Here is a 13,864-nt window from a genome sequence, read left to right as displayed (position 1 = left end):
GGCACCGCAATAGCCCTCTCGGTGCTATTTTATGTGCTAATTTCCTACTTCAGTTTAATGCTGGTAGGCGAGCATGACCTCATCAACAGTGAAACCTTTCTTTATTGGATGGTCGTTACCGCTTCTACGGTAGGTTACGGCGATTTTGGCCCGTCAACTCCCTTAGGGCGACTTATTGTTAGCTTGTGGGTAATCCCCATTGGCATCAGTATTTTTGCCATTGTGGTGACTAAAGCCGGATTTATCATCAACGACATCTACACCAAAGGAGCGCGAGGCCATCGCATGCTGAAACTATCAAATCATACCGTTATTATTGGTTGGAATGGCAATAGAACACTGCGTTTAATTGAGTTGCTTAAGGCGTCTACCAATGGCTCTTCAGACTCAATTCTATTGTGTGTAGATAGCGAGATAGAAAATCCCTTACCCGGGCAAATAGAGTTTGCTCAGGTTGATTCATATTCTCATGCAGAAACAATGGCGCGGACTAATTTGGCGGAAGCCAGCCGAATTATTATCGATACCGATCAAGACGATGTCACGCTAACCTGTGCATTGTATTGCGCCAAACTTAACCCTAGTTGCCACAAAACCGCGTATTTGCAAGACCAAACCGTTGCCGACTTATTGCGCAGCCATTGTCCTAAAGTAGAAGTTATTCCCTCGGTAACGGTTGAGATGCTGGCGCGTTCGGCAATGGATCCTGGCTCTGCGCAAGTTCATCAGCAGCTGTTGGATACCACCCATGGTATGACCCAATATTCGGTACAGTATTCAGGCTCTGCCTCAATTGAGTTTGCCGCTGTATTTCGTCACTTTAAAGAAAATTTACAAGCCACTATTATCGGTTTTAAAGCTGCCGGAGATAGCCAGCTACAGTTAAATCCCAGTTTAGATACTCAGCTACATCAGGCAGACTCGTTGTATTACATTGCCGAGCGGCGCTTAAGTGACGCTGAGTGTTTTAACTTCAACAATGGATAAACATCATGTTTAAGTCTTTGTTTAAAAGAAATAAACCCGAAACAGATAAGTATGCGGGAACACCCAATGTGATGGGGCTTAAGTTAGGCGGAAGCTTTGAGCTAGACGCCTTAGCGCTTAGGTTAGTGATGGCTGATATGGTAGTGAGCAAAGTAGCCGCTACCCAAATTATTCAGGCTGCCGGCATTGTTGATTTAGACGGTACCACCTTGTACCGTTTCTATACCGACGACGAAGGTTTCTTGCAGGTAGTGGCAAATGGTAGCGGCGAAGAAGACGTAGTTGATGTGAAAATGTTCCACTACTACGATACCTTAGACATTGCCAATCAAGCTGAGTGGGACCAGCTGCTAAACAGCAAAATAGGCGCCAGTAGTTACCAGCTAGAAGGGCATACCTACCACCGCGTATGGACATCTACCACTGAGTACCACAACCCGGTACACATGGAAGAGAAAACCTACCAAGACAACACGGATTTTTCTACTACCGACCAATTCACCATGCTGTTTGAGCGAGAGCTAGACAATGGTGAAATGGAATCGTTATTTTTGTCTGCCGAAGAAGTGGTGAATAACAATGCGCTAGAGCGCTGTTTAGTTATTAGCACTGGCATGACCGTATCATCAACCCAAATTACTATTCACGGATAAAGGACCAGAAAATGGAACAGTCTGAATTACTTATGGCCGTTGCAAACTTTGCAATTTACTTTGCCGCATCAATTGTTTTCTTAATGCTATTTAAAGTGATTTATGTGCGAGTGACGCCACATGATGAGTGGGAGTTAATTAAAGAAGGCAAAAATACCAGTGCGGCGATTGCCTTTGGTGGCGCAGTATTGGGCTTTGCATTGGCATTAGCTGGCGCAGCCAGTAACTCCATCTCTTTTGTTGATTTTACCTTATGGGGCGCAATTGCTTTAATCGCACAAATTGCCGCGTTTGTCATTGTTCGTTTTGTCTTTATCCCTGGCATTGTGTCGCGCATTGAAGCCAATGAAGTGAGTGCCGGTATTATGCTAGCCGCTACCAGTGTGTCGGTAGGTATGTTAAATGCAGCCTGCATGACCTACTAGGAGGCCTTATGAAACGTACTAAGTTTATTAACTTAGCCGCAATGCGTAAGTTACCTGCGGCTAGGCCTTCGTTTATTGTTAAACCTTTGGTGGTTGCGGTATCTACCGCGATACTGAGCGCTTGTTCAGAACCTCAAGACGACGCCATTGTGATTGAATCGGTAGATGACTGTGTCACTAAAACCACACTTAATGAACAGCAGTGTGTAGCGGTTTATCAAAATGCCGAGGCCGAAGCCGCTCGCACCGCACCTAAATACAATAGCCGTCAAGACTGTGAAGAAGCCTTTGGTTATGAAGGTTGTCGTGCCAGCAGTAACGGAATTTTTACGCCAATTATGTACGGTTACCTGTTTGGCCGAATGATGGATACCAACCGTCCTTCGTCGGTATATAAATACAATCAACGTGGTTCTTCGTACCGTGATTCTATTATCACGGCCGATGGTTCGGTGATTGGTAAAGCTGGGCAGCGCAACTACAAAGTTAATCAGTCGGCTTACAAACCTAAAGCTACAGTAAGCCGCACAGTATCGCGTGGCGGCTTTGGCGCTAAGGCTTCTGCCAAGTCATCTTGGGGCGGCTCTAAATCTAGCTGGGGCGGTTAAACGTGCTACGAGTACCGATAAAAGAACGACTCAATTGGCAAGAGCAAGCCAAAGAATATGGCTTTAATTATCACACCATGTACGGTGACAAGTACTGGGATGAGTCGGCCTATTATCAGTTTAGCTTGGAACAAATAGAAAACGGCATAGAAGCGCCCACCGAAGAAATCCACCAAATGTGTTTAGAGGTGGTGGATAAAGTGGTACGTGACGAACAGCTAATGCGCCGCTTTTGTATTCCTGAAAAACACTGGGATTTTGTGCGTCAATCATGGCTCAACGGCGAACCTTGTTTATATTCGCGTTTAGACTTTTGCTACGACGGCAAGGGCGACGCTAAGTTATATGAGAATAATGCCGACACGCCTACCTCGGTATACGAAAGTGGCTTTTGGCAATGGTTATGGCTAAAAGACAATGTAGACCAAGGCGTGCTTAACCCCGCCAGTGATCAGTTTAATAGCTTGCAAGAAAAGCTGGTTAATCGCTTTAGTGATTTGCAGTACCTCACCCCCGGCAGAGAGTTACATTTTGCCTGCTGTAAAGATACCGACGAAGATCGCGGCACTGTGCAATACATGGAAGACTGCGCCATTGCGGCCGGCTTAGATACCAAGTTTGTATTTGTTGAAGACATTGGCATCGACGCTGAACAACGCTTTACCAACCTAAACGATGAAGTCATTACCTGGATGTTTAAGCTTTATCCATGGGAGTTTATGTTTGATGAAGAGTTTGGCGATAGTTTAGGCCAGCAAAATACTCGTTGGTTAGAACCCGCTTGGAAAAGCATTATTTCTAACAAAGCCTTACTGCCAATGTTGTGGAAAATGTTTCCTAATCATCCCAACTTATTGCCATCATTTTTTGAAGACCAACTTTCGCAAGCCAACTTTAGTGCTGGCATTGTAAAGAAACCAATATTCTCGCGAGAAGGTGCCAATATCTCGATATTGCGCGGCGAAGAGAAAATAGCCAATACCCACGGCCCTTACGGTGAAGAAGGCTACATATACCAAGCCCTGCATGAGCTACCACGTTATGGCGATAACTTTACCCTAATCGGCAGTTGGCTGGTGGACGACCAAGCAGCAGGGATATCTATTCGTGAAGACAGTAGCTTGGTAACTCAAGATATGAGCCGCTATCTACCGCATATTATTTTATAAGTGAGCAATGGTTGCATTAGTTGATGTTAGGGTGACATCATTGCATGCCATTGGTACTGCTGCTAATTGCGGGGAAGAAATATCAATATGATTCAAGTTTTTCAAAGTATCCCTTTCCAGAGAGTGCGTAGCGTCGTTGACCACCGACAAAAATGAACTCTAGTGAATTTCTTGTCTATAGCCCCGAACGCCGGGAGCTTCACTTTGTTAAGTTCTACGTGTCGCACCGGATAAATACTTTGTCACTACAGGTCTTCTGGACCAAAGAACTGGATTAAAATTAAGCCGGGCTTTTGAAAAATTATATCTTTTGGCTTCAGTTCTGGCATCTCGGAAGATTCAGATTTCGCTTGTTCCAATACCTTATTCAAAAGATTTGAAGGAAAATTAGCTTTCAGAAGAATACTCTTTAAGTCTTCGACGAGTTCAGGAACCGGACTGGAGTAGCCGTCATAGGAAATGCTAATTTTATGATTTAAATACGCGCCTTCCCAATACTCGTCTTCTTCATTCCAACTAAACGTCGCTTTGACGCTCCTCCTGCCTGACCTTGTTAGAACAGTCTACTTTTTAGTTTAATGTGATTATTCGACTATGTTATTAAATTGAGTTTCAGTAATAACTGTCACTTTAAGGTCTTTAGCCTTTTGTAATTTAGATGGACCTGGCTTACTACCAACAACCAATATAGTAGTTTTCCCATTTATTGATTTCTGGACATTGGCCCCATATTCTTCTGCCAGCTCCTCCATATCTTCACGGTTTCCGTTTTCCATCTTACCGGTAAAAACAATATATTCATCTTCAATATTTATTTCATTCAAGATGCCTTCCCGGATAGATTCTGGCATAGTTTTATGCCACCACTCATATATTGTTTGAAGTATCTCTTCATCTTCTTCGTCATCATTTGCGGGCTCATCATCTTCACGCTTAAGAGAACCGTCTTCGAACTTAAACCAATATTCCCATGGATCATCGTCGCCGCAGCCCCAGGCTTGAGCATGAATGTCAGGACACAATGCATATAAGAACGATACAATCTCGCCTACAATCTCGTCGCCCATTGTTCCGTGTACGAAACTACAAACAGAATACCCTTCGATTTTTTCAAAATCCTCCGCTGCAAGTTCAAGATAAGGATCGTCAATGGTATCGATTAGCTTTTGAGCTAAATCCTCTCCGTTTGATGGATTAATTGCGATGCAAAGTTTATGTATTTCTTCTTCACCTTCTACCTCTTGAAATAGCTTATCTAAATATTTCATTACCTCAGGGCTTTTGTGTTTGTAATATACATTACTGTGTAGTTCAGCCATTTTCTTAATTTCCTTTTATATGACAGAGGTTGGTGGGTTCTAAGAGCTTATTGAGAGGAAAAATACCTTGTTTAAACAAGAATTCCTCTTATTTGATAAAAGCTAATGTATCATCTTTTCTTATTTTTATCAGTCACCTAGCTCTAAAAATAACAAAAATATCAGCATGAAAGGGTGCAAGCTTTTGTGGAAAGAAGGAGTCGTCATTTTCTGTATAAGCTCAGTGTCGTTAAAAGGGAGGAGGGTAGAGGCAGTAACAGAAATAAGACTCCTCACGCATGTTTCTCAGGCCGTCTTAGCGTATAGCGATCAAATCACATTGTGCTAGTCATCAGGCTTAGTTAAGCCTCTATCTTTCGCTAAAGCCTTAAACGTTTACTTAATCAAGCTACTATTGAGAATTTTTCCATTCTCGCTAATCCTCATAACTTTAAGGTTTTTTAGCCTGCTTCAAGCCTGCTACAATACTTGCCTTATTTGATTCAGTGCGCCGTATTTGGCGACAATTGAACCTCACTTTTTTACTATCTGAAGGAAGGAAGGGCGAATGCGTTTAGTATCATGGAACGTGAATGGCATTAGAGCGGTGATGAAGAAGGAATTCTTGGCATCGCTAGAATCAATGCAAACCGATGTATTGTGTTTACAAGAAACCAAAGCTCAGGATGACCAAGTGCTAGAAGCATTAGCTGCACTAGAGGGTTACCACATCTACAGTAATTCAGCGGTAAAAAAGGGCTACTCTGGCACAGCCATTCTTACTAAAGAAAAACCGCTGAGTGTTGAGTACGATATGGGCATTGAAGAGCACGACCAAGAAGGTCGAGTGATTGCCGCAGAATACGAGCAGTTTATTTTAGTTACTGTATACACGCCTAACTCTGGCAGTGAGTTAAAACGTTTAGAGTATCGCCAACAGTGGGATGCAGACTTCTTGGTTTACTTGAAAGGTTTAGAAGCACGTAAGCCGGTATTTGTGTGTGGTGACTTAAACGTAGCCCATAAAGATATTGATTTGGCTCGACCAAAGCCTAATTACAACAAAAGTGCTGGTTATACTCAGGCCGAGATTGATGGCATTGATAACTTAACGGCAGCAGGCTTTGTAGATACCTTCCGTTTGAAGAAACAAGATGAAGTTAAATACAGTTGGTGGAGTTACCGCGCGGGTGCGCGTGGGCGTAACATTGGCTGGAGAATTGATTACTTCTTGGTGAGTGAAGCTTTTGCTGACAAAGTGAGCGATGCAGACATTCTTAATGATGTAATGGGTTCAGATCACTGTCCAGTGCAGGTGGATGTGGCGCTTTAAGCTAATAGAGAGATTTACTAAAGGCTGCTCGGTATATTGAGCAGCCTTTTTTTATGGCTGACTAATCGGTGTTCGCCAGCTATTAGCCGAGCATTTGGCTCGTATTCAGGGTGAGCAAGTTCTGGTTGGCTTTTACTGATTTGCTTAAAGCAGCCCAGGTTTTTGCATGCTCAGTTCTTGTTCACTTTGTATTGCTCTCATTGTCATGTTTACTCAGTGATTTATTGCTGAGCGCGCTGTCTATTTGCTTAAAGTACTCATTGCCTGCTTTCATATCATCGTAGTTGGGTAGGCCATGCCTGTCTCTCCAATCACAGCTGCGCTTTACTTGTGCTAACCATAATCGAGTTTGCTGATATTGGTCGTCTACATAAGTTTGCTCTTGGGTTGATAGCGCCGAGCGCTGCGTAAAGTGCTGCTCCAAAACACTATTAACAGCCAAAGAGCGACGTAACTGGGTAAGCCAAGAAAAATTGCAGCGGTGTAGCGCGCTGGGGGCGGAGTCTTCTAGTAATGGCTCACCCTTTAACTCGCTTTCAACAATTATGCTGCTTAACGTGAGCGTTTCTAAATGATGCATTTTAACCGATGCTTCAGCCAATAACTGATAGCGTAAAGGCCCTTTTTCTATAAACACGGGGTAGTAATTAAAGGCATGACCGGCCATTAGCCAGCTAGCCTCTACTTGGCTTTCTGCTGCTAGGGTAAACTGCCCATTGGTATCTGATTCAACCGCTTTTTCAGGATACTTGCGGTGATAAATGTTGCTCTTTGCTAAGGGGAAGAATTGCGCGCTTGCTCCATTTTTTAGCACCACCACCTGTCCCTTTACCTCTGGAGTAAGATAAACCGTTTGTACGCTAGGAGCACAGCCGTTCAACAACCAGGCTAAACCGACAAATGATAGGATTTTTGCTAACAAGGCAGGTATTAACGCTAATTGGGTCATTCGCATTGCTTACTCCCTAATAGTCATCTTAAATGACTAGTTATATCAGATGGCTAAATAAACCGCTTCCGCAATTGCCGCTTTGGATGAAAACTGTGAACAGTTCAAATTTCCATTACTGCTTTAGCTCTCTGTGGTGAAATGGTTTGAACTTAAGGTAAGATGAAACCCGCCATTTTTACTTAGTAAACTGCCATGATAAAGCCCATTCCTGACCCTAAAAACTACGATATAGTGCCGCCCGACATGGACTATCGCTATTTTAATGATGCGTCTGCACATCCCTTTGAGGCCAGTAATACTGAGTTTTCTAAGGTTAATGCTTGGTGGTTGGCCGATTGCTCGTTGTTGGCCTATACCCACCCAGGTTTTGCGCGAATGGCCTATCAATTGGCGGGCTTTAATCAGTTTAGTTTTTTCCAAGGTAAAGGCACAGAGTGCATGGCGGCTGGTAACCAACAGGCACTAATTATTAGTTTTCGCGGTACTGAATTGAAGTCGCTATCGGCATTGTATGAATTGCGAAGTGATTTAGATGCATTGCCTACTCGATTTAGTGAAGGTGGCAAAGTGCATACCGGCTTTCAAAAAGCCTTAGATGAAATCTGGGATGGCGAGCAAGGCTTAGCAGCCTTTATTGAACAACAAATTGCCGAGTATCCAGAACGGCCGATTTGGATGACTGGGCATAGCTTAGGAGGCGCTTTGGCGACCTTGTGTTTTGCCAAAATAACCCAAGCCACCGGTTTGTACATTTATGGCGCGCCGCGACTAGGAGACAGCGACTTTACCCACTTACTTAAGCAGCGACCGGTGTGGCGAGTAGAGCATGCGCGTGATCCTATTCCAATGTTGCCGCCGAACGTACCTGCTATTAAGTTTTGTTTTGAAGATACTGGCGAGCTGGTTTACATCCACAGTGATCAGCGTATTGATTACCAACGGCCAGAGATGAGTTCGGAACAATATAAGGAACTGATTGTAAGTACTTTTCAGGCCCAAGAAGCACGCCGTAAAAGCCTGAGCATAGACCTAGCAGAAATAAACCAGCACCTTTTGGATTCTTTTAAAGAATGGCGTGACAATCTTAAGCGTTTGCATGGTGATACCTCCATAAGCTTTACCGATCATATGCCGATTTATTACTGCTTAAAACTATGGAATAGCTTGCAGGGCGAGCTGGCGGCTGGTGTTTTGGCTGATGCATCCTCAAAACCGAGTGCTTGAGCTTGAAAGTCTTAGCTGAAAAGCACCAACGCCTATTACCGTAGTTGTTTGAACATGGGCGAGGGCCCTTTAAACACTGATTCTACTTATTGATAACCTAAAAGTTGTTGACTGTTTTGAGTTTGGGCATGATTTGGAATGTAACAAATAGGTCTTTAATGACGGGGTTTTGTTCCAGCATTCGTGTTTAATTTCACGAAGAATATGATTAAAACATGCTAGCATCTCTGCCATTCCAGTGCCGAGAATGCGCTAAGCCTCTTTGCCATCGTAAACGTGAAAGAGAATAATCAGGTTTTAAATTTGTATGGACATTAACAACTATCAATTGTCGTTTTCTTCTTTAGGGATGTTTAGAAAACTTTTTCTTATCGCTTGCTGGGCTATCGTAGCGATACTCAGTTTAGGTTGTGCAGTTTGGCTTTTCTTCCCGAATATAATGGGAGAAGAATTAGGCTTTTCTATTGCCTATTTGTTGGTTATGACAGCCGGCGCTATGTCGTATGTATATTGGATTCACAGCGCTATTGCTAAAAGGAAAACTGGCCAGCTATTGGCACTTATCGGTATTCAAATTATTCCATTTTTAAACCCAATTACTGCCTTAGTATTTATTGCCGTTTACCGCTTGAGCAAGCAAGAAATAGAGCTTAACCAACAGTATCAATTACTGCAGAAAACAGCATAGCCGTGTGCTTTTATTCTGGCTGAAGGCCAGTTGTTTGCTGCTGATTAAGCAATAAAAAACCGCAGGCTAGCCTGCGGTTTTTTATCGTTCTAAGACGTTTGAGCGTGGCTTACTTAACTCGGCACAAAAAGCCTTTTAGGTAGTGGCCTTCTGGGTAGGGGCCGCCTACGGGGTGATCTTCGGCTTGTTCTAGGGTTTTCAAAAATTGCATTTCTCGTTTGGCATCAATGGCTGCATCGGCCACGATTTTTTGGAACAAGCTAGTTGGCATAAGGCCAGAACAGGAGTAAGTCAGCAATATTCCACCAGGACGTAACATCTGCATGGCTAGCATGTTGATGTCTTTGTAACCTCGGCTAGCGCGGTTTAAGCTGGCTTTACTATCAACAAATTTTGGTGGGTCTAGCACTATCATGTCGAACTGCTCGTCACAGTCGCGGTAAGCGCGTAGCTGCTTAAATACATCAGCATTTAACTGAGTAATCTTGTTTGCATCTAAACCATTTAGCTCAACATTTTGATTGGCAATCTCTAAGGCCGCATCAGACACGTCAATGTTTACTACTTTTTTCGCGCCGCCAGCTAAGGCATAGGTGCCAAAACCACCGGTGTAACAAAAGCAGTTGAGGATCTTTTTGCCCTTGGCCAGTTGGCCAACTAGTTTGCGGTTATTACGCTGATCAAGGTAGTAACCGGTTTTGTGACCAGTTTCTACGTTAATTAACAAGCGCAGGCCGTTTTCTTCTATTTCCATCGGTTGAGCTGGAAGCTCACCATGAATGAGACCTTGGGTTTGTTCTAGGCCTTCTTTTTTGCGCACAGCTACATCTGAACGTTCGTAAATAACATCGTCTGGGAAGCAGTGTTTTAGGGCCTCTACTAAGTTAGCGCGTTGAAACTCTGCGCCAGCACTTAATAGCTGCAAAACCAATACATTGGCATAGCGGTCAATAGTAATGCCCGGTAAACCATCGTTTTCGCCAGCGACTAAGCGGTAAGCATTGGTATCGGCAAATTCTGGCAAAATGCTACGAGCAGCATCGGCATCTTGTAAGCGCTGAATAAAGTATTGCTTATCAATTTGTTGCTGTTGATCAAAGCTCCATACTCGCGCGCGAATTTGAGAATCAGGCGAGTAAGCGGCGGTGGCTAAGTATTTCCCCTCAGCACTGTACACTTCAACCGTTTCACCGGAGAGCGGCTTGCCCGACACTTTATGAATGCCGTTAGAGAAAATCCACGGATGACGACGCAACAATGCTTTGTCGCGTTTGGCTTTAAGGGTAATGATGCCGCTCATGTTTTGCTTCCTAATTGGTAATGCCGCGCATTATAAGCGTCTTGCTTGGCAAAACCCAAGTATAGTCTGGCTTTATTCAGCAAAAGCAGGCGTTTTTGGTAGCTTAAGTCGAAATCGAAAAAGCCAAGCTTTTCGGCTTGGCTTTATTAACTACTTACTGAGATGAAGCTGCTTACAAATTGCTCATGGCCTTGCCGTTCATTTCTTTTTCAAGGCCAGTATTTAAGGCCGAGCGCTGGCTGGTGCGTTTACGGTATGCCATTAACTTGGGGGGAAGTTGTTGTTGAAAGCTCATTGCCCAATTTAGGGTGTGACAGAGTAAAACATCTGCCACGGTAAACTGCTCGCCGCATAGGTAGCCTTCTTCTGGCACCCAAAGCTCGGCAATGGCAGTCGCTTTATTAAATTCCCAAGTAGCGGTTTCTAGCATTTCTGGTACGCGTAGTTCTTCAGGTAAAGCAAAGCGATGTTTGCCCATGCTCCAAAGTGCTTGCTCTAATTCGCAAATAGTAAAGCTTACCCAGCGATGATGTAGAGCGGATTGATCACTGCCCGGAGTGGGCAAAAAGTGCGGGCCGTATTTCTCGGCTAAATAAAGGCAAATTGCGGCAGATTCATTAAAGACTAGCTCGCCATCTTTTAATGCAGGCACTTTACCGCAGGGATTAATGCTTAAATATTCTTCGCTGCGGTGTTCACCGGCTTGAAGGTTAAGGTAGTGATAACTCCATTCGAGTTGTAATTCTTCCAGCATCCACGATACGCGCAAAGAGCGAGTGCGTGGCGAGCCATACAAAGTAATCATTGAGGCAATCCTTTTTAGCTACAACAAGGGCAAATTCAGCTATAGCATAGAAGCAAGTGGAGCCTATCGCTATAGTTTAGTGGCTTTAATTGATTAAAAAGCTATCAGTGGCTAAGTGCAGATAGTTAAGCGCTTCAAGCGTTTATCTTATCTCTGCTCTCCTGAATCTAAATGATATTTATTTTCAATCACTTAAAGATAATAGATGTCGGTAGCCTAGGCTCGTTTTCTGGGTCTGAACTGGGTAGACTATGTGCTCATTTTTTAGTGGTAGACGGACTCATCATGCAACAGCAAGTGGTTAAAACTGTTCGCAAAGCAACATGGATTGGCTCTATTGCCAATGTGTTTTTGGCGATTCTTAAAATTGGTGTGGGCAAGCTTACTGGTAGCCAAGCGCTGGTCGCCGATGGAGTACACAGTTTTTCTGATTTAGTCACCGATGCTGCTATTTTAATTGGCTCTCGTTATTGGGCTGCCCCTGCCGATAAAGAACACCCCTATGGTCATGGTCGTTTTGAAACGCTCACTAATATTTTTATTGGTGCATTGTTAATATTGGTCGGCGTTGGCATTGCTTGGGATTCGATAAACTCCTTAACCGCCAATGAAACCAGTAACCCTGGGGTATTAGCCTTAGCGGCTGCATTGGTGTCGATAGTCGTAAAAGAAGTGTTGTACCGTTGGACACTAATTCAAGCCAAACGTGTTAACAGCCGCGCTTTGCACGCCAACGCTTGGCATCATCGCAGTGATGCCCTAAGTTCGTTACCGGTTGCAGTAGCGGTATTGGCCAACTACTTCTTTCCGCATTTGCATTATTTAGATCAAATCGCTGCTTTATTGGTTACTGCGATGATTCTAAAGGCGGCGTGGGAAATTATATGGCCTGCCATGCAAGAGATTACCGAAAAAGAAGCAGATGAAAAGTTAGAGCAGAAAATTCAGCATCATGCGGTTAGTAATGATGAGATAAAAGAAGTTCATGCGATTCGCAATCGCCGCGTGGGCAGTGCCATTTTGGTAGACTTTCACTTATTGGTTGACCCAGACATGAGTGTAGATAAAGCACATTCCATTAGTGAAGAGTTTAAAGATCATTTGATGCAAGAGTTAGATGAAGTGGTGGATGTGATTATTCACATTGAGCCATTTAATTGTGCCGAACGAATCTTAAACCCCTGCTGTGACAATTGTGATGATGAACTCGCCAGCGAACAGGTATAGTTAACTTAAGCTAGCAGCAAAAAAGAGCGCTCTTTTTATTGCCTTGATGAAATTATTCTAAGCGCTTGCTATTTGTTTCATAAATATATGGAATCGGTTCCATTTTGCGTTTTTGATGCTTGAGCCTAGTCTGGCGGGTGCTCATGCTGGTTGTAACAGCAATGAGCAAAGCAGAGCGAGCAAATGGCGACCATTAAAGATGTGGCAAAATTAGCCGAGGTTGGCGTAGGCACAGTATCGCGTTCATTGTCGGGAAATGGTGGAGTATCGGCTAAAGCACAACAGCGAATTAGCCAAGCCATGCACCAACTAAATTATCGGCCTAATAGCTTTGCTCGGGCCTTATCAACACAGCGTTCCAATATTATTGGCGTGTGGTTACCTTCTTTATCAGGCTCTTTTTACCAGCATATATTGCACGCCATTGAGTTAGAGCTGCGGCGTCACGATAAACACCTAATTTTGGCCAATGCCGAAGGTGCGGGCAGTAATGAAGCCTGCTTACAGCACCTCGATTACTTAATTCGTCGCGATTGTGATGGGGTATTAATGGTATGCCCAGAAATGGCTGTATCTGACTTGCTTAGCGCACAAGCCAGCTACCCGCCGTTAGTCTTTATTAATCATTCGGTAGATTTACTGTCTGCAGAGTCTTTTAGTGTTGATCATTACTTGGGGGGCAAATTAGCTGCCGCCGCCTTACTTAAACAGGGCCACCAAAACATTGCCTGTATCACTGGGCGATTAAGCGCCCAAGATGCCCAGCAGCGCCAGCAGGGCTTTGTGAATGAGTTAGCCAGACAAGACCGCCCAATTAATCCCAGGTTGGTTATTGAAGGTAGCTTTGATTTTGAAGAGTGCCGAGCAGCCATTCATCAATTGTTAAGCAGTGGCCTCGCGTTTGACGCATTGTTTTGTGGTAACGACAAGGTGGCGTTAGTGGCGTTATCAATGCTGCAAAGTGCCGGCATTAAGGTACCTCAACAAGTGGCGGTATTGGGTTACGACAATGTCGACTTTGCTGCTTATGCTTCTCCGCCCTTAAGCACCATTAGCATTCCTATAGAGCAAATGGCCAGTGCTGCCTGTCGGCGAGTACTCAACATGGCTTACGATTTGCAGTTAACGATTCCTAAAGTGGAATCACCTCGTTTTATCGCACGTGCTAGCACACCTTAGAGTCCTTTGATGATCA

Annotated in this window: 14 protein-coding genes; 10 read left to right on the top strand and 4 right to left on the bottom strand. The window is 44.0% G+C overall.

Features of this window, described 5'->3' with window-relative positions; genetic code table 11:
* Nucleotides 1-33 precede the first annotated feature (33 nt).
* From ACLD71_RS22160 to ACLD71_RS22140, 5 genes are read left to right on the top strand one after another with little or no spacing between them, the layout of a single operon-like run.
* Nucleotides 34-987: an ion channel gene (locus ACLD71_RS22160; RefSeq protein WP_201798672.1), complete on the top strand. Its 954-nt coding sequence runs from the start codon at nucleotides 34-36 to the stop codon at nucleotides 985-987.
* A 5-nt stretch (nucleotides 988-992) separates the two neighbouring features.
* Nucleotides 993-1,640 carry a YjfK family protein gene (locus ACLD71_RS22155; protein WP_137671856.1) on the top strand — a complete coding sequence of 216 codons (648 nt, stop codon included), beginning with the start codon at nucleotides 993-995 and terminating at the stop codon, nucleotides 1,638-1,640.
* Between the two features lie 11 nt (nucleotides 1,641-1,651).
* Nucleotides 1,652-2,065, top strand: a complete 414-nt coding sequence (locus ACLD71_RS22150) for a DUF350 domain-containing protein (protein WP_137671855.1) — start codon at nucleotides 1,652-1,654, stop codon at nucleotides 2,063-2,065.
* Between the two features lie 8 nt (nucleotides 2,066-2,073).
* On the top strand, nucleotides 2,074-2,673 hold the full coding sequence (locus ACLD71_RS22145) for a DUF1190 domain-containing protein (RefSeq protein ID WP_411992220.1): 600 nt from the start codon (nucleotides 2,074-2,076) through the stop codon (nucleotides 2,671-2,673).
* Nucleotides 2,674-2,675: 2 nt separating this feature from the next.
* Nucleotides 2,676-3,842, top strand: a complete 1,167-nt coding sequence (locus tag ACLD71_RS22140) for a glutathionylspermidine synthase family protein (protein ID WP_411992218.1) — start codon at nucleotides 2,676-2,678, stop codon at nucleotides 3,840-3,842.
* Nucleotides 3,843-4,426: 584 nt separating this feature from the next.
* Here the strand turns inward: ACLD71_RS22140 and ACLD71_RS22135 are convergent.
* Entirely contained in the window at nucleotides 4,427-5,161 is a 735-nt protein-coding gene (locus tag ACLD71_RS22135) for a BRCT domain-containing protein (protein WP_411992216.1), read from the bottom strand.
* 547 nt (nucleotides 5,162-5,708) lie between these two features.
* On the opposite strand from ACLD71_RS22135, the gene ACLD71_RS22130 reads away from it, so the two are divergent.
* A complete protein-coding gene (locus ACLD71_RS22130) occupies nucleotides 5,709-6,473 on the top strand; it encodes an exodeoxyribonuclease III (protein ID WP_411992215.1) in 765 nt (254 codons plus the stop codon).
* Nucleotides 6,474-6,654: 181 nt separating this feature from the next.
* On the opposite strand, the gene ACLD71_RS22125 is transcribed toward ACLD71_RS22130, so the two are convergent.
* Nucleotides 6,655-7,428 carry a hypothetical protein gene (locus tag ACLD71_RS22125; RefSeq protein WP_411992213.1) on the bottom strand — a complete coding sequence of 258 codons (774 nt, stop codon included), beginning with the start codon at nucleotides 7,426-7,428 and terminating at the stop codon, nucleotides 6,655-6,657.
* A 189-nt stretch (nucleotides 7,429-7,617) separates the two neighbouring features.
* Here ACLD71_RS22125 and ACLD71_RS22120 point away from each other — a divergent pair, with 189 nt between their 5' ends.
* Both ACLD71_RS22120 and ACLD71_RS22115 read left to right on the top strand, forming a co-directional pair.
* Nucleotides 7,618-8,649: a lipase family protein gene (locus ACLD71_RS22120; protein ID WP_411992211.1), complete on the top strand. Its 1,032-nt coding sequence runs from the start codon at nucleotides 7,618-7,620 to the stop codon at nucleotides 8,647-8,649.
* Between the two features lie 307 nt (nucleotides 8,650-8,956).
* A complete protein-coding gene (locus tag ACLD71_RS22115) occupies nucleotides 8,957-9,337 on the top strand; it encodes a hypothetical protein (RefSeq protein WP_411992209.1) in 381 nt (126 codons plus the stop codon).
* Between the two features lie 109 nt (nucleotides 9,338-9,446).
* On the opposite strand, the gene ACLD71_RS22110 is transcribed toward ACLD71_RS22115, so the two are convergent.
* Together ACLD71_RS22110 and ACLD71_RS22105 are read right to left on the bottom strand one after the other, a co-directional pair.
* On the bottom strand, nucleotides 9,447-10,637 hold the full coding sequence (locus tag ACLD71_RS22110; RefSeq protein WP_137671847.1) for a class I SAM-dependent methyltransferase: 1,191 nt from the start codon (nucleotides 10,635-10,637) through the stop codon (nucleotides 9,447-9,449).
* Nucleotides 10,638-10,809: 172 nt separating this feature from the next.
* Nucleotides 10,810-11,442: a glutathione S-transferase family protein gene (locus tag ACLD71_RS22105; RefSeq protein WP_411992207.1), complete on the bottom strand. Its 633-nt coding sequence runs from the start codon at nucleotides 11,440-11,442 to the stop codon at nucleotides 10,810-10,812.
* 171 nt (nucleotides 11,443-11,613) lie between these two features.
* Here ACLD71_RS22105 and ACLD71_RS22100 point away from each other — a divergent pair, with 171 nt between their 5' ends.
* Together ACLD71_RS22100 and ACLD71_RS22095 are read left to right on the top strand one after the other, a co-directional pair.
* Entirely contained in the window at nucleotides 11,614-12,669 is a 1,056-nt protein-coding gene (locus ACLD71_RS22100; RefSeq protein ID WP_411992205.1) for a cation diffusion facilitator family transporter, read from the top strand.
* A 183-nt stretch (nucleotides 12,670-12,852) separates the two neighbouring features.
* The gene (locus ACLD71_RS22095) at nucleotides 12,853-13,848 is read left to right on the top strand and encodes a LacI family DNA-binding transcriptional regulator (protein WP_411992203.1); all 996 of its coding nucleotides are present in this window, start codon (nucleotides 12,853-12,855) and stop codon (nucleotides 13,846-13,848) included.
* The last annotated feature ends 16 nt before the right edge of the window (nucleotides 13,849-13,864 follow it).

The organism is Agarivorans sp. DSG3-1, from assembly GCF_046774965.1.
Classification (GTDB): domain Bacteria; phylum Pseudomonadota; class Gammaproteobacteria; order Enterobacterales; family Celerinatantimonadaceae; genus Agarivorans.
Note: the sequence above shows the minus strand (reverse complement) of the source record. Positions and strands in the feature narration are given on the sequence as shown.

Bases quoted from the DNA above. Each gene is read 5' to 3' on its own strand.
- ACLD71_RS22115 (WP_411992209.1), top strand. From the start codon at position 8,957: ATGGACATTAACAACTATCAATTGTCGTTTTCTTCTTTAGGGATGTTT.
- ACLD71_RS22145 (WP_411992220.1), top strand. From the start codon at position 2,074: ATGAAACGTACTAAGTTTATTAACTTAGCCGCAATGCGTAAGTTACCT.
- ACLD71_RS22130 (WP_411992215.1), top strand. From the start codon at position 5,709: ATGCGTTTAGTATCATGGAACGTGAATGGCATTAGAGCGGTGATGAAG.
- ACLD71_RS22100 (WP_411992205.1), top strand. From the start codon at position 11,614: ATGATATTTATTTTCAATCACTTAAAGATAATAGATGTCGGTAGCCTA.
- ACLD71_RS22120 (WP_411992211.1), top strand. From the start codon at position 7,618: ATGATAAAGCCCATTCCTGACCCTAAAAACTACGATATAGTGCCGCCC.
- ACLD71_RS22125 (WP_411992213.1), bottom strand. From the start codon at position 7,428: ATGCGAATGACCCAATTAGCGTTAATACCTGCCTTGTTAGCAAAAATC.
- ACLD71_RS22095 (WP_411992203.1), top strand. From the start codon at position 12,853: ATGGCGACCATTAAAGATGTGGCAAAATTAGCCGAGGTTGGCGTAGGC.
- ACLD71_RS22150 (WP_137671855.1), top strand. From the start codon at position 1,652: ATGGAACAGTCTGAATTACTTATGGCCGTTGCAAACTTTGCAATTTAC.
- ACLD71_RS22105 (WP_411992207.1), bottom strand. From the start codon at position 11,442: ATGATTACTTTGTATGGCTCGCCACGCACTCGCTCTTTGCGCGTATCG.
- ACLD71_RS22155 (WP_137671856.1), top strand. From the start codon at position 993: ATGTTTAAGTCTTTGTTTAAAAGAAATAAACCCGAAACAGATAAGTAT.
- ACLD71_RS22110 (WP_137671847.1), bottom strand. From the start codon at position 10,637: ATGAGCGGCATCATTACCCTTAAAGCCAAACGCGACAAAGCATTGTTG.
- ACLD71_RS22135 (WP_411992216.1), bottom strand. From the start codon at position 5,161: ATGGCTGAACTACACAGTAATGTATATTACAAACACAAAAGCCCTGAG.